Consider the following 19,037-nt stretch of genomic DNA (forward strand, 5'->3'; position numbering starts at 1 on the left):
GTCCCTCCGGTCGGCGTACCTACAGTGTAGGTTATCGCCGCTCAGGCGGGCTCACGCCGCGAACCGCGCTCGCGCCCACCGGGGCCAGCAACACCGCCAGCGCCACCAGTTCCGTCAACGCCATCCCGCGTTCCACCAGCCCCAGCGGGATCAACGTCCACCAGCGCCCGCCCCACGCCGCGGCCACCACCACCGCGCCCAGGATCACCGCGAGCCACCCCAGCGACGCCACCGCCAGCACCCGCGCCACCCACCGGCGTCCCGGCGAGGTCGGGAACGCCGTCCGCGACGCCACCAGGACCGCCAGTGGCAACGCCGCGAACGCCACCACGCTCGCGATCCGGTGCAGCGTGCCGCCGAAGTCCGCGCGGGAGACCGTGGCCCAGTCCGGTTTGGGGAACGCCACGATGACCAGGAGCCCGACCGTCCACAGTGTCCCGAGGATGGCCGCCGGGACCGGCAACCGACCTTGGCGGTGCAGCACCGACAGGCCCGCGGCCGAGCCCAGCGCGACCAGGATGACGGCCAGGTCGAACACCCACTTGTGGTCGGACAGGCCGTACTCGCTGATCGTGCGGCGGGTGACGCTGATTTCGTCCGTCGGCGGGATCACCTGCAGCAGCAGGACCAGGCCCGCGCCGACCGCCAGGGCCGCGATGCCGGCGAAGGAGACGGCTCGTCGCGCAGGGATCGTGACCATGGACCGACCGTAGCCGACCCGTGGTTGAACTCCCCGTGAAAAGCCTGGTCGACGTGTACGACTTACGGCGGTTACCCCGGCCGGATTTCCTCCATTATGGTCCCTCGCTACCGGTAGGTCCGTCCTGCCGGCCTCGGTCAAGGAGGTCGCTTCCTGTGGGGAATTCACCAAGACGGCTGGTGTTGCTGGCTTCGGCCGTCGCGCTGGCCGGAACGTTCGTCGCGTTGCCGGCCGGGACCGCCGGCGCCGCGCAGAACATCCTGCGCGCCGACAAGTCCGTATCCCGCTCGTGCTTCGCGAAAGTGCTGCCCAAGGGCACCTCGGGCACCGATCGCCGCGAGGTCACGTCCACCGTGGACGGTCTCGTCCAGGCGCGGCTCAAGCCGGCCCAGGGCGCCGAGGGCGACTGGGACGTCGCCGTCTTCGACAAGGCCACCGGGGCGGTCGTCGCCGCGTCGGCGGCGTTGCGCACCCACGAACTCGCCGAAAGCTTCGTGAAGAAGGGGCAGGAACTCGTCGTCCAGGGCTGCCGGTACGGCGGACCGGCCGACCGGGCGCAGCTCGGCGTCGACTTCCTGGCGCTGACGCCGCAGGGCACGCCGACCGGCACCGCCGCGGCCACCCAGCGCGCCGAGCTCGTGCGCGTCGAGACGCCCACCCGCGCCGACAAGAACAAGCTGGCCGCCCTCGGCCTCGACGTCACCGAGAAGGGCGACGCCACCGGGGTCGAGGTCGTGCTCGCCGGCGACGCCGACCGCAAGACGCTGAAGGACAGCGGCTTCAAGTCGAAGGTCATCGAAGCGGACCTGTCGGCCAAGTCGGTCCAGGACGCGAAGACCGACCGCCGGTACGCCGCGACGACGGCCGCGTCGGCGCTGCCGTCCGGGCGCACCAGTTACCGGCACCTCTACGAATACAACTTCGAGATGAAGGAACTCGCCCGCAAGAACCCGAACCTGGTTTCGGCGTTCACCATGCCGGAATCGACGTGGGAGGGCCGCGACGTCGTCGGCGTCGAAATCGCCACCGACGTCAAGAACCTGACCGACGGCAAGCCGGTGAACTTCACCATGGGCGTGCACCACGCCCGGGAGTGGCCGGCCGCCGAGCACGTCATGGAGTGGGCGTACGAGCTGGTCAACGGCTACTCGCGCGACGCCGCCATCCGGTCGCTGGTGGGCAAGACGCGCAACATCGTCGTGCCGATCGTCAACCCGGACGGCTTCGAGATCTCCCGCGAGGCCGAGCCCAAGGGCGACTTCACCCGCTTCGACTACGAGATGAAGCGGAAGAACTGCAACGTCAACGACTCGCCGCCGCAGTTCGCGACCGGCGTGTGCAAGGCGAACCCGGGCGGCCGCCTGCGCGGCACCGACCCGAACCGCAACTACGCCGGCTTCTGGGGCGGCAACGGCGCCGAAGTGGCGTGGAGCGGCGACACCTTCCGCGGGTCCGCGCCGTTCAGCGAGCCCGAGGTGCGCAACGTGCGCTCGATCGTGGCCTCCCGTCAGGTGACCAACCTGCTGACCATGCACACCGTCGCCGCGCTGGTGCTGCGCCCGCCGGGCGTGGCGGACGTCCGCGCGCCGCTGGAGGAGCCGGCCTACAAGGCCCTCGGCGACAAGCTGGCCTCGCGCAACGGCTACACGAGCGAGCCGAGCTGGGCGCTCTACGACACGACCGGCACCACCGAGGACTGGTCGTACTGGGCCACCGGCGGCTGGGGCTTCACCATCGAGGTCGGCGGCAACGGCTTCCACGGCCCGTACGCCGACAGCGTCGTGGCCGAGTACGCGGGTCTCGCGCCCGCGGCCGGCGCCGGCAAGGGCGGCAACCGCCAGGCGTTCCTGGACATGCTGGGCAACGCGGCCGACCCGCAGCAGCACTCGACGCTGATCGGCTCGGCGCCCAAGGGCTACCAGCTCAAGCTGCACAAGACGTTCCAGACGCCGACGTCGCCGGTGATCCAGCCGGACGGTTCCACCAAGCCGCCGATCTACTACACCGACGACCTGAACTCGAAGTTCACCGCCACCGGCGGGCGCTTCGCGTGGTCGGTCAACCCGTCGACCCGGCCGTACGTGGCCGGCCGGTACGGGCGCGACCCGCAGGGCCCGGCGCAGCAGGGCTTCCCGGTCACCAACCCGGCGGGCGTGCCGCCGATCAACCAGAACTACCCGGCCGACCCGGCGGGCGACTCGTTCACCTTCCACGTCGACGGCCTGCCGAAGGTCGACAACGGGAAGTTCAGCGTCAACGTCAACTGGAAGAGCACCCTGACCGACTGGGACCTGTTCGTCTACGACTCGGCGGGCAACCTGGTCAGCTCGTCGGCGAACGGCGGCACGACGTCCGAGCACGCCGTGCTGTTCGACCCGCCGGCCGGCGACTACCGGGCCGTGATGGTCAACTTCGACCAGGCCGACCCGAACGCGGTCGACGACTGGACCGGTGACGTGTCGTTCTCGTCGCCGACCCCGCCGACCTACGGGACGAAGGAGGCGTACCAGCTGACGTGCTCGTCGCCGAGCGGCAAGCTCGTCGGCGTGGCGGACGTCTTCGCCGACCGCGGCCAGACGGTCGACGTCGGCGAGGTCTGCACCCGGTCCGCGCACGCGCAGAAGCAGCGCGCGTCGGGCGGCACCCGGTAACCGCCGGTTCGCTCGTGAAGGCCTCCTCGTTCGCGCGAGGGGGCCTTCACGGCGTTACGGCGAGGGCGAGGCCCAGGACGACGAGGATCGTGCCCACGACGCGGTTCAGGGCCGGTTTCGCGTGGGCGTACCAGCGCTGGGTGGCGGGGGAGGAGAACAGCAGGGCGACGCTCAGGTGCCACGCGGCCGAGGCGGCGACGATCAGCCCGACCGCGGCGGCCTTGACCGCGGTGGGTTCGGTGGGCGGGAGCGCCGCGGTGAGGACGCTGCCGAAGAACGCCGCGGCCTTCGGGTTCGTGAGGTTGCTGAGCACGCCGCGGCGGAACGCGTTGCCGTGCCCGGCCGGCGGGACGGTTTCCGGAGCACGGGCGGTGCGCCAGAGGCGGAGGCCGAGCCAGGCCAGGTAGGCGCCGCAGCCGATCCGCAGGGCGGTGGCGAGCCACGGTTCGCGCGCGAGCACGGCCCCCAGCCCGAAGACGGCGACCGCGGCCAGCAGCCCGCCCGCGGCGACGACCCCGAGCGCGACGGCGACCGCGGCCCGGCGCGTGCCGGCGGCCGCGGTGTGGGCGATGAGGACGAAGTTGGGCCCGGGGGAGATCGCGGCCGGGAGGTAGGCGAGCAGGACGGTGGCGAGCGCGGCGGCGGCACTCATCGTGTCAGGGTTTCGCCGGTCTGGGAACGGCCGCCGCGGGACCGGGGATGGTCGCCGCGGGGCTGTGGATGGCCGCCGCCGGGCTGCGGATGGTCGCCGCGGGACCGGGGATGGCCTTTGCGGGGCTGGGAACGGCCGCCGCCGGTCTGTGGATGGCCGCCGCGGGGCTGGGGATGAACGCCACGCGGGGCCCCGGAACCGTCGGTACCCTCCGGTAGCGTGGAAAACGGGGGCTGCTCACGCGGCCCGGCCGCCGCCGACGACCTGGTCGCGCAGCGTCCGCAGCGTCTCGTGGTCCACAGTGGACGGGTCCGCGGCCAGCCAGCCGCCGACCTCGTGCAGGAACTCCTCCGGCGTCATCGGCGCCACGGGGAGGTCGCCGGGATCGGCCGTGGTCAGCTCGCCGCTGCGGCTCGGGTAGACGATCATCGCGCCGCGCAGCGCCACCCCCGGCAGCAGGTCGCGGTAGGCCGCCAGGCTCTCCGCGAGGCGGCTGCCGCCGCCGCGGAACGGCCGGCCGTTGCGCAGGAGCCGGTCGTCCTCCGCCGTCTCGTAGTGCCCCGGCAGCCACAGCTTCGACTCGATCAGCACCAGCCGCTTGCCGCACAGCACCGCGTGGTCGACGTCGGCGAACACCGAGCCGGGCCAGGCGAGGCCGTGGAAGATGCGGGCGCCGGGCAGCCGGGTCAGGTAGCCCTCGAGCAGGTCGGCCGTGAGCCGCTCGGCCAGCTCGTCGCGCTCGGTGCCCGGCGCGCCGAAAACCGTGCGCTCGCCGAATTCTTCGGCGTACGCCTCGCGGGCGCGGGCGGCCTGCAGGTAGCCGCGCGCCAGGCGCTGGACCAGCAGCGCCGTGCCGGCCGTGAGCAGCAGCCAGACGATGAGCACCGGGGTGCTGAACCCGGCGCCGGTGACCAGCGGCAGCAGCACCAGCACCATCCCGGCGACCGCGACCACCACCGGCGTGTGCCCGGGCCCGTGGCGGCGGCCGTGCCGCGTCCGGGTGTCCTCGCCGGCGAGGGGCCACCAGTCCAGGTCCTCGGCGTCGAGGTCGGGCAGGTCGGGGACGAACCCGGGCTCGTCGCCGAAGCGCCGCCGGGGGCGCGGCCGGACCGGTACGGGCACTACGGTCGCGCCGCCGTCGTAGCGCGCGCGGGCCGCCGGGTCGCTCAGGACGTCGTAGGCCTCGCGCAGCAGCCGGAACGTGCCGACCGTGCCGCCGCCGTCCGGGTGCATGGTCTTGGCCAGCCGGCGGTAGGCCGTCTTGACGTCGGCCGCCGTGGCGTCCCGGCGGACGCCGAGCACCTCGTAGTAGTCGACCTCGGGCACGCGGGCGTTCACCTCCGGATGGCTGCGCGAAGACTTTATGGGGTCGGTTCGCCGGGGTTGTCACCGCCTCGGCGGCGCGCCCGGGTGAGGTCCCGCGGTGCAGGTCAGGTGGGTTCGCCGGCGAGTTTTTGTCCACTGTGGACTATCTGTCACCCGGAAGTGTTGCCCGTGCGGAAAAGTCTGACGGTTCGTAGCGGGGGTTCCACCCGAATGGCCGTGAACAGGTGTTCGAATCTTCCGCTAGCCTGGAGGCATGCCCTCGACCTCCCTCAGACGTGACGGGCCCACCGCCACCCCACCTCGGCAGCGGGCCCGTCACCCCCGTCAGCGCTCGCGCAGCAGGTACCGCTGCAGCTTGCCGCTGGCGTTGCGCGGCAGCGCGTCGAGGAACCGCACCCGGCGCGGGTACTTGTACGGCGCGGCAACGGCTTTGGCGTGCTCCTGCAGGGCGTGCACGACGTCCGGGCCCGGGGCGGTGCCCGGCCGGAGCACGACGAAGGCGGTGACGACCGCACCCCGGTCCGGGTCGGGTGTGCCGACGACCGCGCACTCCTCGACGTCCGGGTGCGTCAGGAGCACCTCTTCGACCTCGGGAGCGGCGATGTTGTAACCGGAAGAGACGATCATGTCGTCGCTGCGCGCCACGAACCGGAAGTACCCGTCCGGCTCGCGGACGTAGGTGTCGCCGGTGATGTTCCAGCCGTCGCGGACGTAGTCGGCCTGCCGGGGGTCGCCGAGGTAGCGGCAGCCGGTGGGGCCCTGGACCGCGAGCAGCCCGGGCGTGCCGTCCGGCGCGGGACGGCCGTCGAAGTCCAGGACGGCGGCGCGGTAGCCGGGCACCGCCTTGCCGGTCCGGCCGGGGCGCACGTCGTCGTCGGCGGCGGAGATGAACACGTGCAGCAGCTCCGTGCTGCCGATGCCGTCGATGAGCGGCCGGCCGACGACCTCGCGGTACCGCCCGGCCACGGCGGCGGGCAGTGCCTCCCCGGCGGAGACGGCGCGGCGGACTCCGGCCAGGAGGGGCCCGTCGCCGGCGCCGAGGATCGCGCGGTAGGCGGTGGGGGCGGTGAACAGGACCGTCACCGCCTGCTCGGCGACGACCGACGCCAGCTCCTTGGGGGTCGCGCGTTCCAGCAGGAGCACCGACGCGCCGGCGTGCAGCGGGAACACCAGCAGCCCGCCCAGCCCGAAGGTGAAGGCGAGCGGCGGGGTGCCGCAGAAGACGTCGTCGGCGGTGGGGCGCAGCACGTGCCGGGAGAACGTGTCGGCGATGGCGAGCAGGTCGCGGTGGAAGTGCATGGTCGCCTTCGGCGTCCCGGTGGTGCCGGAGGTGAAGGCGAGCAGGGCGACGTCGTCGGCGGCGGTCGGCACGTCGGCGAAGGTCGCCGGGTGCCGGGCGCAGCGTTCGGCGAGCTCGGTGCCGTAGGGCACCACGGGCAGGCCGGGCGGCAGCTCGCCGAGCAGGCGCTCGTCGCACAGGGAGACCGTGGGCTGCGCGCGCTCGGTGATCTTGTCGAGCTCGCCGCGGCGGAGCATCGGCATCGTCGTGACGGCGACGGCGCCGGCTTTGAGCACGCCGAGCCAGCAGGCCGCGAGCCACGGCGTGTTGGTGCCGCGCAACAGCACGCGGTTGCCGGGCACGACGCCGAGTTCGGCGGTGAGCACGTGCGCCACCCGGTTGGCGCGCGCCAGAACGTCGGCGTAGGTCCACGTCTCGTGCGGCGAGCGCAGGCAGGGCCGGTCCGGCCCGAGGCGGGCGGCGGTGTCGTCGAGCAGCACCGTCGCGGCGTTGAGCCGCTCGGGGTAGCGCAGCTCCGGCAGGTCGAACAGGAGCCGCGGCCACTGTTCGCCGGGCGGCAGCCGGTCGCGGCAGAACGAGTCGGTGTGAGCGCTGGGAGTAAGCCTCATCGCAGCCCCTTTGCCTCGGCCGCAGGATCGCCCTGCCCCGGGCAATGTAACACTGGTTGCGACCGTCGAGAAGGCGCAATGCCGCCTCCCTGACGGCGGCTACGCGCGGGCGATGCGGCGTGACGCTCAGTCGGCGGTCAGGGCGTCGAGCTCGGCGACGATGGCCGGGTAGGCCTCCGGGCAGCGGTCGACCAGGTCCTCGACGACGTAGGCCCAGTCGTCCTCGGTCAGCTCCTTGAGCAGCGCCTCCTCGGGGGACAGGCCACGGGTGCGGCGCCCGAAATAGCGGGCGGGGGCCTCGAAGGTGGCCGTGTTGTGGCGGCGTTCGCCCAGGAGGGTTCCGGCGCCGGACGCTTCGTGGCCGACCTCGGTCAGGCTCCGGACCCGGGTGGAGAACAACTCCAGCACCCGGCGGGCCTTTTTGACCACCGGCCCGGATTCGGGCCCGAGGTCTTCCTCGACCGGCTGGGGGACGGCCTCGAGGCGGCCGATCAGGTTCCGGGTGCGGGCGCGGTCGCCCCAGCCCGCCGTGACCGCGATCATCCGGAGCAAGCCGCTCATCGTGTCGAGGGGATCGGCGAAGGCCGCGACGAGCTGCCCGGCCTCGTCCAGCAGGTCCGTGTCCCGTGTCTCCCGGGCCACCCGCAGCACCGCGGCCGCGCGGTCCCGGGGGTGGTGCGCCTTCAGCGCGACGGCTCGCGCGCGTTCCGGGAGGCCGGCGGCCAGCGCGGCTCGGATGAGGTCCAGTCGCGGCCGCCACTCGAAGGCCGGGTCGGCCACCCGGGACAACGCACTCTCGGCACGGTCGAGCTCACCCGCCGCCACCGCGCCTTCGGTGATCACGGCCCACGCGGATGCCCGCGCGGTGGGATCCTGCAACCGGGCGGCTTGGCGTTCCGCCCGGTCGAAATCCCCGTGGTCGGCCATGGTCCTGATCCAGAGCACGGAACTGCGCTGGTCGTTCTCGCCGACGAGCCCCCGGGCCACCCGCTCGGCCAGCCGGAGGACTTCGGTGCCTTCGTCCAGCTTGCGATTGCGCAGGAGAGCGGCCGCCACGGAGAAGACCGCGTTCGCGTCCCGGCCCCGTTCGGCGTACTCGCGGGTGATCGTCACGGCTTGCTGGGGGTCTCCGGTCTCCGCGATCGCCGACGCGATCGCGATCAGTGCTTCCCGGCGCCGGACGGGCTCCGCCTCCGCCTGGGCGATGGCGAGTGCTTCGTCCGTCAGGCGGTTCGCCGTGGCCGGATCGTCGTTGCCGGCCGACCGGGCGACCTCCGCCAGCCTGACGCTGAGCACCAGCGGTTCCGCGGTCGTCCGGGCGATGGCTTCGGCGCGGTGGCTGTCGCGCCTGGCCGTGATCCGGATGACCGATCGCAGCCAGCCTTCCCGCTTTTCCGCGTCCTCCATCGAGTTCAGGATGCGCAGCGCGCGCTCGTCGTCCCCGGCTTTCGCGGCGGCGGCCGCCACCGGACCGGGGAACGTGGTCCGCCGTGCGAGACGGTCCGCCGACAGCGCGGTTTCGGCGTTCTCCAGCCATTTCCCGGTGTCGTCCGGCCGATCCAGCCCGGTGGCGGCCACGGCCATCGCACCCCACGCCTGTGCACGTCCGTGCGACTCGGTGTCTTCCAGCAGGCGTCCGGCCTCGGCCAGGAGCGAGTTCGCCCGGTCCGGTGGCTCTGCGGCGGCCAGCTGTGCGAGGGTTTCCGCGCGCTCGGCCGGGTGCCGGACGAGCGCGGCCACGCGACGGGCCCGGTCGTGGTCGCCGGCCCGCGCGGCGGCCCAAGCGAGCGAGACGACCGGGCCGGCGCCCCAGAACTGGTTGAACGCCGCCGCGAGCTCTTCCGCGCGGTCCAGCAAACGGGCCGCGTCGCGGAGGTTTCCTTCGGTGCCGCAAACGTCCGCGGTGGCGATCAGCGCCCGGATGCGGTCGTACGGCTGCCGGATCGCGTCGATCATGGCCTCCGCCTGGTCCAGCCGGCCGAGCAACGCCCACCCCGACGGCAGCCCCGGTGGCACCCGGCTGTTGCCCCGGAGCAGGTGCACCCGGTGGACCGCGAGCCGGGCCAGCGCGACGAGATCCGGCTCCGCCGCGGCCAGGACCAGGTTCTGCGTCGAACGGATCTCGCCCAGCGCGACACCGTCGCCGCCGACGCGGACCAGGGCGAGCCGGTGGCGGCGGGGGTCGGTCGCGCACGCGAGCATGCGCGGCAGGTCCTGGTCCGCCAGCAACAGGGCGAAGTACCCCCGGACCAGGTACTCCGGCGTGTCCGGTGGCCACCCCCGGGCCGCGTGCTCGCCGGCCCATTCGTCCAAGCGCTGCCGGTATACCGCCAGTCGCGCGCCCAGCATGGCCCGCGCCGTGACCAAGAGCTGTTCGTGGGCCAGGACGAGCACGTCCGCCGAGCCGGGACGCTCCGGCGGGCGGCGGGCGAAGCTGCGCCCCGTCGCGGTGCTCAGGCAGTCCTCGATCTCCCACTCCGAGGTGCCGGTCAGCTCGGCCAGGTCCGCCGGCGTGAGGCCGCCGGCCGCCGCGGTGAGGAGGCCCAGCAGGTCCCGCTCGGCCGCAGACCCGCGGAGGAGGCGTTTCAGGTCGCGTTCTTTCGCATCGCGCACGGCGCCGGCCTTCGCGGACGGCGCGAGGGGGCGAATGATCGCCCGCGAGCGCAGGGGGTGGTGGTCGGGGACGTCGGTGGGAAGCGGAGGGCTGCTGCGCCCGGACACGATCACGCGCATCCCGGCCGGCGGGTGCACCGGGAGCAGGGCCGCGATGCTGTGGGCGTCCGGGCTGCCGTCCCGGCCGAGGTCTTCGTCCAGGCCGTCCACGACGAGGGCGAACTGCTCCCCGCGCGTGCGGCAGTCCTGCGCCACCTCGGCGAGCAGGCCCCGCAACCGGGCCTCGCGGGTCGAATCCGTCGACGGCGGGAGCGGGGTGCCGTGCACCGCGCAGAGCTGTTCGAGCACGGTGTCGACGAACGCGCGGCGATCGCTCTGGCCCGGCTGGCTCGAGGTGATGAAGAACGCGACGAGCCGGACGCCGGGCGGCGGGTTCAGCACGAATGTGGTCAGCAGCGCGGATTTCCCCGACCAGGCGTCGGCCTGCCACCAGGCGTACGCGCCCTCGGTGTCCGGAGAAGAGCAGAACCGGGCGAGCTCCGCGAGTTCGTCCTCGCGATCGACCAGGCTCGGGGGTGCGAGTGACTCGACGCGGTCCAGGTAGTGGCTGCGCACGGGACCGGGCGTGCCGACGTGCAGGTCACCCCGGATCGTCCCGACCTGGAGCACCGGCCCGGAAAACCGGCCCGAAGCGGAGTTGGTCACCCGGCCATCATCCCGGGCCGGGGGACGCCGGACCGCGTTGTCCAGGAACTGTCACGTTCTCCGCGAACGGGTGACGAGCGGGTTTCGGCGGCTGCTCCGGTGGTAGCCGGAGGGCATGGTGAGCGTCGGTTACTTCCTGTCGTCCGAAGAGTTCTCCCCGCGTGAGCTGGTCCGGCAGGCCCGGCTCGCCGAGGCCGCCGGGTTCGAACGGCTGTGGATCTCCGACCACTTCCACCCCTGGCTCGACGAACAGGGGAACAGCCCGTTCGTGTGGTCGGTGATCGGGGCGCTCAGCGAAGTCACCTCCCTGCCGATCTCGACCGCCGTCACCTGCCCGATCATGCGGATGCACCCGGCGCTCGTCGCGCAGGCGGCGGCCACCGCCGCCGTGCAGTGCAAGGGGCGGTTCGTGCTCGGGGTCGGGACCGGGGAAGCGCTCAACGAGCACGTCACCGGGCAGCAGTGGCCGCCGCCGCAGGTGCGGCTCGAGATGCTCGAGGAGGCCATCGACGTCATCCGGGCGCTGCACAGCGGCGAGGAGGTCAACCACCGCGGGCAGTACTACACCGTCGACCACGCCCGGCTCTACACGCTGCCGGACGAGCCCGTGCCCATCTACGTCTCCGCGTTCGGTCCCGAGGCGACCGAGCTGGCCGCCCGCGCCGGGGACGGCTTCTGCACCGTCACGCCGGACGCCGGCCTGGTGCAGAAGTACCGCGAAGGCGGCGGGGGCGACCGGCCGGTGCAGGGCGGGCTGAAGGTGTGCTGGGCCGGCTCCGAAGCCGAGGGCGTCCGGACGGCGCACCAGCGTTGGCGCAACGAACTGCTGCCCGGCAAGCTGCCCTCGACCCTGCTGACGCCGGCCGACTACGACGCCGCGTCGAGCCTGGTGACCGAGGACATGGTCCGGGAGCAGTTCGCGTGCGGCCCGGACGCCGACCGGCACGTCGAAGCCGTCCGGGAGTTCGCCGACGCCGGGTTCGACGAGGTGTACGTCCAGCAGATCGGGCCGGACCAGGACGCGTTCTTCGAAGCCTGGCGCACGCAGGTGCTGCCGCGGCTGTCCTGAGCGATCACCCCTGCGTGGCGCGCGGGCGGGGCAGGCGCCCAGTAGCTTTTCGATCATGGTCGCAACGCCCGAACCCCCGCCGACGCTGGCCGATCCGCGCGCCTTGCTGCTGGGCTACCTCGACCACAACGCCACCGCCGTGCTGCGCAAGCTCGACGGCCTCTCCGACCGCGACACCCGCCGCAGCGTGCTGCCGTCGGGGTGGACGCCGCTGGGCATGGTCAAGCACCTCGCCTGCACCGAACGGTTCTGGATCCGGTACCTGTTCGCCGGCGAGGACGTCGACTTCACCTGGCCCGGGACCGCCGCGCAGGAGTGGTTCGTCGCCCCGGCGGAATCCTTCGCCGACATCACGGCCTTCTTCCGTGCCGAGCGCGAAAACTGCGCCCGGCTCGCGGCGGTGACGCCGCTGGACGGCCGGGCCGCCCGCACGGTCCGCCGCGGCGGTGCCGAGGAGCACCCGACGTTCGCGTGGGTCCTGTTCCACCTGGTGCAGAACTTCGCCCGGCACGCCGGTCACCTGGACGTCGGCCGCGAGCTGATCGACGGCGTCACCGGCCGGTGACGCCGCTCAGCCGGGCGGCGCGACCGTGACGTCCGGCTGGTTCGCGCGGCGCAGGGACCCGGCGACGAACCCGTTCGCCTTCAGCTCCTCGACCAGGCCGTGCAGGAACGCGACCGTCTCCGGACGGCGATCGGGCGTGGTGGCGACCGCCTGCCGGATCTCCATGAACCGCCCGGGAAGGACCCGGGTTCCCGGGTGGGCGGCGGTGTAGGCGGTCATCGGCTGCCGGATCCCGGCCGCGACCTCGAGACCCTGCTCTTCGAACGCCGTGACGCCGTCCTCGCCGCGCACGATCGCCGCGTGCCGCAGGGTCCGCGTCAGGTAGAGGTCGTAGGCGGACCCCCGCTTCACGCCGACCCGGACGTCCGGCCGGTCGACGTCGGCCGGGGAGGCGAACGATGAATCCTGCGCCACGACGTACACGCCTTCGATGAGGACGTACGGTGCCGTGAACGCCACCTCGGCCGCGCGGGCCGGCTCGATCGCCAGGAAGCAGAGGTCGGCCGCGCCCGAGGTCAGCGCCTCGAACGACTTCCGGGCCGCGTCGAAGCAGACGAGCGCCACGGGCACGTCCAGCCGCGCGGCGACTTCGCGCGCGAGGTCGACGGTGACCCCGCCCGGCTCCTCCGGCGTGCCGTGGGCGAGGACCGGGTTGCCGAGGTTGACGGCGGCGCGCAGCGTCCCCGTGGGCGCGAGGTCGGCGGCGACGGCGGAAAGGTCTCCCATGATCGCCGAGCGTATCGGGCGTGCTCAGGCCGCCGGTGGGCCGTCCGCTGTGGCCAGGGCGAACACCGTTTCCTGGTGGTAGACCTCGCCCGGCCGCAGCACCGTGCCGGGGAAGTCCGGCCGGTTCGGCGAGTCCGGGAAGTGCTGCGCCTCCAGCGCGAACCCCGCGCCGCGGTGGTAGGGGCGGCCGCTGGTGCCGGTCAGCGCCGCGGTGAGGTGGTTGCCCGAGTAGAACTGCAGGCCGGGCTCGGTCGTCCGCACCGTGAGCAGCCGGCCGGACGCCGGGTCCCACGCGCGGGCGGCGAACGGCGCGCCGTCGTCGAGCACCCAGTTGTGGTCGTAGCCGTGCCCGATGACCAGCTGGGGGTCGGGTTCGCCGAGCCGGGCGCCGATCGGGGCCGCCCGGCGGAAGTCGAACGGCGTGCCCTCGACCGGGGCCGGGGCGCCGGCCGGGATGAGGTCGTCGCCGGTGGGGCAGTAGCGGCTCGCGGCCAGCTCGAGCCAGTGGTCGTGGACGTCGCCGGTGCCTTCGCCGGCCAGGTTCCAGTAGGTGTGGTTGGTCAGGTTGACCACCGTCGGTGCGTCCGTCGTCGCGCGGTAGGTGATGCGCAGCCGGTCGTGGCCGTCGACGCGGTAGGTGACCTCCGTGTCGAGCCGGCCGGGGTAGCCCTGGTCGCCGTCCGGGCTGACCAGGGTGAGCCGCAGCGCCACGTCGTCGGCGTCCCGGACCTCCGCCGCCGCCCAGACCCGCGTGTCGAACCCGGCGGGCCCGCCGTGCAGGCCGTTCTTGCCGTTGTTGAGCGGCACCCGGTGCTGGACGCCGTCGAGGGTGAACGTGCCGCCGGCGATCCGGTTGGCGAACCGGCCGATCACCGCGCCGAGGAAGACCCGGTCCGCGCCGGGCCGGTTGTTGGCGACGTACCCGGCGAGGTCTCCGAAGCCGAGGACGACGTTGCCCGGCCGGCCGGCGCGGTCCGGCGCGTCGAGCGACTGGATGACGCCGCCGTAGTCGAGGACGCGGACGGTCAGCCCGCCGGGACGGCCCAGCGTGTACCGGTGGACGTCCGTGCCGTCGACGCGGCCGAAGAACTCCCGGGTGAGTTCGGGTGCGGGCATCGGCAGCTCCTCCAACCGGCTGTTAGCGCTAACAGCATCGGGAAACCCTAGGCTCGGGTGTCCCGTGCGGTCAAGCGCGCTCGGCGGGGGTGCCCAGCAGCCGGTGTGCGGACAGCGCCATCTGGATCTCCAGCCGTTTCGCCGGGTCCCCGAGGCGGTCGCCGAACAGGTCGCTCAGCTGGCTCACCCGGTAGCGGACCGTCTGCGGGTGGATCCCCAGCGCCTGGGCGATCTCCGGGGTGTTCCCGTTGTGCTCCAGCCAGCTCAGCAGCGTTTCGGCCAGCCGGGTCCGCTGCTTCACCGTCAGGCCCGCGAGCGGGGCGAGCGCTTTCGCCGACAGCTCGTCCAGGAGGAACCGGTCGGCGAGCAGCCAGTGCGTAGCCAGGTGGTCGGCCGTGTGCGTGACCGGGTAATCGCCGGCCAGGCCGCGGCGGACCAGGTCCAGCGTGCGGCGTGCCCACAGCAGCGACATCGCCGCGTCGGCCGGGCGGACCCGGGGCCCGACCGCCGCGCGCCAGCCCGGCAGCCGGCCTTCGAGGCCGCGCAGGTCGCGGTCCGGGTTCGGGGTGAGCAGGCACGGTTCGGGACCTTCGAGGTCCAGCAGCACGTCCCCGGCGACCTGCGGGGTCGGCGGCGGCTGCTGCCCGGTCCGCGGATCGAGCGCGACGACGACGACCCGCTCCGGGATGGGCCACTGCGCCGCCTTGGCCATCGTCGCCAGCGTCGCCGGGGACGACGGCGGGGTGGCCAGCAGCAGCTCGAACAACCGGCGGCGACGGCGCTCGAGCGTGCCCGTCGCCATCGCCTGAGCCAAGGTGTACCCCTCGACCGAGTACGAGGAAATCTCTTCCACGTAGGCGAAAATGGCTTCGGCGCCGACGCACAGCACCGCCGCCGGGAACCGGTGCGCCTGGCCCAGTTCGGCCACGTACCGCCACGCCGCGCGCCCGCCCGCGCGGTAGGCGGCCTGCAGGGAGTTGAGGCTGCCGCCGTCGTGGTGCACGCGCTTTCCCACCTCCACGAACAACTTCGGCCAGGTGTCCGGTGTGGACACCGGATCGCCGATGCTGTCGATGCAGCTGAGCACCGCCTGCTCGATCGCCAGCACGATCATCTTGCCGAACTCGCCTTCGAGGGGCTTGGCGTATTCGGGCACGGCGCGCTGGACCTCGTCGAGGATCCGCCGGGCGAGCGGGTCGGCGTGCGGCCGGAACCGCCGCGCGAGTTCCGTCGGCAGCGAGCACCACAGCTGCCGCGCCCGGCCGGTGCCCCGCGGGTGCGGGATCGCCGCCTGCGTGATCGTCCCGGTCATGGCACACGCCCCTTGCCGCACCTGGTGGGAAGTTCGCGCCGCCGTCGGCGCGAACGTCATGTACTCACACGGGATCGGGATTGGCAACCGCCACCCCTGCCCCGGGAGCGGGTTCTGTCACGCCCGGACCAACGGCCGCACCGGGAATTGTCATCTGCCCGACAAAGGCCGGAACACTCACCGCGGCAAAGGTTTCCGCGATCCGATTTGTGAACCGGGACGGTATCTTCGCGCCCCTTTTCGTTGTTAGCGTGATCAACGGGCACGCGGGAGGAGAACACCGATGACGGCGCTCGTTTCCTGGTGCTTCCGCCGGGCCGGCGTGGTCGTCGTGCTCTGGCTGGTGGCCCTCGGCGGGCTCGGTTCCGCCGCGCTGCACACCGGCGCGGCCTTCCGCGACACGGTGGACCTGCCCGCCGCGGACAGCGCCGCGGCGGCCCACGTGCTGGCCGGCGCCGGCGGCGCCGCGGAACGGGTCGTCGTCCGCGCGCCGGACGGGCCGGTCGACCGCGGCCCGGGCCGCGCCCGGCTCGACGCGCTCGCCGCCCGGCTGGCGGCGTTGCCGCACGTGGTGGCGGTCGGGCCGCCGCCCGGCGAGGTGTCCGCCGACCGGCGGACCGCGGTGCTCACCGTGCGGTTCGACGCGCCGGCCGCGGACCTCGGGCAGGACACCGCCGACGCGTTCGCCGCTGTCGTCCGCGGCGCCGCCGGCCTGACCGCCGGCGCGTCCGGCGCACTGGCCGCGATGACGGCCGCCGCCCCGGACCTGGGCAACGCCGGGATCGGCCTGCTCGCCGCGGCCCTGGTGCTGCTGCTGACCTTCGGCTCGGTGACCGGGGTCCTGCTGCCCATCCTCACCGCGGCGGTCCCGGTCGGCTGCGCACTGGCCGCCGTGACGCTGGTGTCGCACGTAATGACCGTCCCGAAGATCAGCACCGAGATCGCCGCGCTGCTCGGGCTCGGCGTCGGCGTCGACTACGCGCTGTTCGTGCTGACCCGGTTCCGGCAGAGCCGCCGGGAAGGCGCCGAGCCGGCGGCGGCGCTGGCCGTGGCCGCGGCAACGTCGGGCCGCAGCGTCGTGTTCGCCGGCGTCACCGTGTGCGTCTCGCTGGCCGGGATGGCCACCGTCGGCCTGCCGTTCCTCGACGGGATCGCGGTGACCGCCGCGGTTTCGGTGCTGCTGACCGCGTTCGCCGCGCTCACCCTGCTGCCCGCGCTGCTGCGCCCGGCCGCCCGCCGGATGCGCCTGCGCCCGGACGGCGCCGATGGCCGCTGGGCCCGGATGGCGCGGTCGGTGACCGCGCGGCCCGGCCCGTACACGCTGGCCGCGCTCCTGGTCGTCGCCGTGCTCGCGCTGCCGATGACGGGCCTGCGGCTCGGCGTGCCGGACGCCGCGCTCGACCCGCCCGGCAGCGTCACGCGGACCGCCGCGACCCTCCTGGAAGCCGGCTTCGGGCCGGGCGCGGACGCCCCGCTGCTGGTCACGGGAACCGACGGCGCCTCGGTGGGCATGCTGCGGGAAGCGCTGCTCGCGAGCGCCGACGTGGGGCCGCCCGCCGCGCTGCCCGGCGGCGGCTGGCTGCTCACGGTCATCCCGCGGACGGCACCGGACGACCCGGCCACCGGCGCGCTGCTGGCCTCGACGCGGGTGGTGGCCGAGGTCATCGCCGGGCCGGGCACGCACGTCGGCGGCGTCGTCGCGGCCCGCGCCGACTTCTCGTCGGCGATCACCGAGCGGCTGCCGCTGTTCCTCGCCTCGGTCGTCGGGATTTCGGTGCTGCTGCTCGCCTGGGTGTTCCGCAGCGTGCTGATCCCGCTGACGGCGGCGGTGATGAACCTGCTGACGGCGGCCGCGACGACCGGCGCGGTGGTGTTCGCCTTCGGCGCGCCGATCGAGCCGTACCTGCCGGTCTTCTTGTTCGCCGGGCTGTTCGGGTTGTCGATGGACTACGAGGTGTTCCTCATCGCCCGCATCCAGGAAGCGTGGCGCCGCCACGGCGACACGCGGGCGGCTGTCGTCGACGGCGTCGCCGCGACCGGCCGGACCATCACCGCGGCCGCGCTGATCATGGCGCTCGTGTTCGTGTCGTTCGCCTTCGTGGACGCCCGCGTGGTGCGCGAAGCGGGTGTCGGGCTGACGGTCGCCGTGCTGCTCGACGCCGTCGTGGTCCGGTGCGTGCTCGTCCCCGCGGTGATGAGCCGCCTGGGGGCGGCGAACTGGTGGTTCCCGGGACGGCGGCCGGTGGCCGTCCGCGAGCCGGTGGGGAGCGTGCGGTGACGCGGCGGACGCTGGTCGTGCTCGCCCTCGGCGCGTTCGTCACCACGCTGGACAACACGATCGTCGCGGCGGGCGCGCCGTCGATCGGCCGCGACCTCGCCCTCGATCTCGGGGCGCTGCAGTGGATCGCGCTCGGCTACATGCTGCCGTTCGCCGGGTTGCTGCTGGTCGCGGGCGCGCTGGTGGACCGCTGGGGCCGCCGCCGGACCCTGACCGCGGCGCTGCTCGCGTTCGGCGCCGGGGCCACCGCCGGCGGGTTCGCCGGGACGCTGTGGCTGCTGGTCGCCGCCCGCGTGCTGCAGGGCGTCGCGGCCGCGTTCCTCGTGCCGGGCCTGCTGAGCCTGCTGCGCACGAACCTCGACGCGCGGGGCCGGACGCTCGGCGCGGCGGTGTGGACGGCCTGCCTCGCGGCGGCACTGGCCCTCGGCCCGGCGCTCGGCGGGGCGCTGAGCGAATACCTCGGCTGGGGCTGGATCTTCTTCGTCAACCTCCCGTTCGTGGCGGCGATGCTCGTGCTGCTGCCCGCGACCGCGCCGCCCGGCCGGGCCGGCGGCACCCGCGCGCCGCCGCTCGGCGCGATGGCCGCGGTGACGGCGAGCCTGGTGCTGCTCACCACCGCGCTGGCCGAACCCCGGTTCGCGCAGCCGCTGTTCGCCGCGGGCGCGGTGCTCGGCGCCGGGTTCGTCGTCCGGGAACGGCGGGCGCGGGAGCGGCTGGTCCCGGCCGCCCTGACCGGCAACCGGGTGTTCGCGGGCTCGCTCGGGCTACAGCTGCTGTGGGGACTGGGGATTTCCGGGGTCTTCTTCTTCACGCCGTTGCTGCACCAGGAGTTCCTCGGGCTCGGCCCGGTCGGTGCCGGGCTGCCGCTGGCCGGCGTCGCGGTCGCGGTGGTGGCCGCGACCCCGCTGGTGCCCGTGGCCGTCGCCCGCGCCGGTCCACATCGGACGGTCGCGGCCGGGCTGGCGGTGGTCGGTGCCGGGCTGCTCACCCTCGCCGCGGTGAACCACCTCCCGCAGCTGTGGCCGCGGGTGCCGGGCCTGGTGCTGATCGGGGCGGGTTCGGCCTGCACCGTCCCGATGACCTCGCACGCGCTCGACGTGGTGGCGGAGCGGCATGCCGGCACGGCGTCGGGGCTGCTCACCGCGGCCCGGGAACTGTCGAGCGCCCTGGGGGTCGCGCTGATCGGCGTGGTGCTGACGTCGGTGCGTGGTGCGCGGCTGGCCTCCGGGGCGCCGGCCGGGGCCGCGCTGGCCGGCGGCTACACCGCCGGGCTGCTCACCGCGGCCGGGCTGACCCTGGCCGGCGCACTGCTGGCCCCGCGCGTGTTGCGGGACCGGCCCGGCGTTTTCTCGTCGCCGCATGACAAACGGACGGTGCCCTGAACCGTTTCCCGATGAGTATCCGAGTTCGATCCGT

At 73.8% G+C, this 19,037-nt stretch carries 13 protein-coding genes; 5 read left to right on the forward strand and 8 right to left on the reverse strand.

The features are described from left to right. Positions 1 to 31 precede the first annotated feature (31 nt). A complete protein-coding gene (locus tag C2L59_RS33010) occupies positions 32 to 700 on the reverse strand; it encodes a DUF998 domain-containing protein (RefSeq protein WP_103353457.1) in 669 nt (222 codons plus the stop codon). A gap of 179 nt (positions 701 to 879) precedes the next feature. Here C2L59_RS33010 and C2L59_RS33015 point away from each other — a divergent pair, with 179 nt between their 5' ends. Beyond that, a complete protein-coding gene (locus tag C2L59_RS33015; RefSeq protein WP_103353458.1) occupies positions 880 to 3,351 on the forward strand; it encodes a M14 family zinc carboxypeptidase in 2,472 nt (823 codons plus the stop codon). 46 nt (positions 3,352 to 3,397) lie between these two features. Here C2L59_RS33015 and C2L59_RS33020 read toward each other — a convergent pair whose 3' ends face one another. From C2L59_RS33020 to C2L59_RS33035, 4 genes are all read right to left on the reverse strand, one after another. After that, positions 3,398 to 4,003, reverse strand: a complete 606-nt coding sequence (locus C2L59_RS33020; RefSeq protein ID WP_103353459.1) for a LysE family transporter — start codon at positions 4,001 to 4,003, stop codon at positions 3,398 to 3,400. A 237-nt stretch (positions 4,004 to 4,240) separates the two neighbouring features. After that, on the reverse strand, positions 4,241 to 5,329 hold the full coding sequence (locus C2L59_RS33025) for a DnaJ domain-containing protein (protein ID WP_103353635.1): 1,089 nt from the start codon (positions 5,327 to 5,329) through the stop codon (positions 4,241 to 4,243). A 324-nt stretch (positions 5,330 to 5,653) separates the two neighbouring features. Then, positions 5,654 to 7,237, reverse strand: a complete 1,584-nt coding sequence (locus C2L59_RS33030; protein WP_103353460.1) for an AMP-binding protein — start codon at positions 7,235 to 7,237, stop codon at positions 5,654 to 5,656. Positions 7,238 to 7,363: 126 nt separating this feature from the next. Beyond that, positions 7,364 to 10,555, reverse strand: coding sequence for a hypothetical protein (locus tag C2L59_RS33035; protein WP_103353461.1), 3,192 nt, complete (start codon positions 10,553 to 10,555; stop codon positions 7,364 to 7,366). A 115-nt stretch (positions 10,556 to 10,670) separates the two neighbouring features. Between C2L59_RS33035 and C2L59_RS33040 the strand changes: the two genes are divergently transcribed. Continuing rightward, the gene (locus tag C2L59_RS33040; protein WP_103353462.1) at positions 10,671 to 11,624 is read left to right on the forward strand and encodes a TIGR03557 family F420-dependent LLM class oxidoreductase; all 954 of its coding nucleotides are present in this window, start codon (positions 10,671 to 10,673) and stop codon (positions 11,622 to 11,624) included. Positions 11,625 to 11,679: 55 nt separating this feature from the next. Next, positions 11,680 to 12,189, forward strand: a complete 510-nt coding sequence (locus tag C2L59_RS33045) for a DinB family protein (protein WP_103353463.1) — start codon at positions 11,680 to 11,682, stop codon at positions 12,187 to 12,189. A gap of 6 nt (positions 12,190 to 12,195) precedes the next feature. Here C2L59_RS33045 and C2L59_RS33050 read toward each other — a convergent pair whose 3' ends face one another. From C2L59_RS33050 to C2L59_RS33060, 3 genes are all read right to left on the reverse strand, one after another. Continuing rightward, positions 12,196 to 12,915 carry a transporter substrate-binding domain-containing protein gene (locus C2L59_RS33050; protein ID WP_103353464.1) on the reverse strand — a complete coding sequence of 240 codons (720 nt, stop codon included), beginning with the start codon at positions 12,913 to 12,915 and terminating at the stop codon, positions 12,196 to 12,198. A gap of 24 nt (positions 12,916 to 12,939) precedes the next feature. Continuing rightward, entirely contained in the window at positions 12,940 to 14,031 is a 1,092-nt protein-coding gene (locus C2L59_RS33055) for an aldose epimerase family protein (RefSeq protein ID WP_103353465.1), read from the reverse strand. Positions 14,032 to 14,101: 70 nt separating this feature from the next. Then, entirely contained in the window at positions 14,102 to 15,343 is a 1,242-nt protein-coding gene (locus tag C2L59_RS33060) for a helix-turn-helix domain-containing protein (protein ID WP_103353466.1), read from the reverse strand. Between the two features lie 283 nt (positions 15,344 to 15,626). Here C2L59_RS33060 and C2L59_RS33065 point away from each other — a divergent pair, with 283 nt between their 5' ends. Both C2L59_RS33065 and C2L59_RS33070 read left to right on the forward strand, forming a co-directional pair. Further along, positions 15,627 to 17,621: an MMPL family transporter gene (locus C2L59_RS33065; protein ID WP_103353467.1), complete on the forward strand. Its 1,995-nt coding sequence runs from the start codon at positions 15,627 to 15,629 to the stop codon at positions 17,619 to 17,621. Continuing rightward, positions 17,618 to 19,003, forward strand: a complete 1,386-nt coding sequence (locus C2L59_RS33070) for an MFS transporter (protein ID WP_103353468.1) — start codon at positions 17,618 to 17,620, stop codon at positions 19,001 to 19,003. The genes C2L59_RS33065 and C2L59_RS33070 overlap by 4 nt, the downstream gene beginning before the upstream one ends. Positions 19,004 to 19,037: the final 34 nt, after the last annotated feature.

The organism is Amycolatopsis sp. CA-128772 (assembly GCF_002904295.1).
In the GTDB taxonomy this organism is placed as follows: domain Bacteria; phylum Actinomycetota; class Actinomycetes; order Mycobacteriales; family Pseudonocardiaceae; genus Amycolatopsis.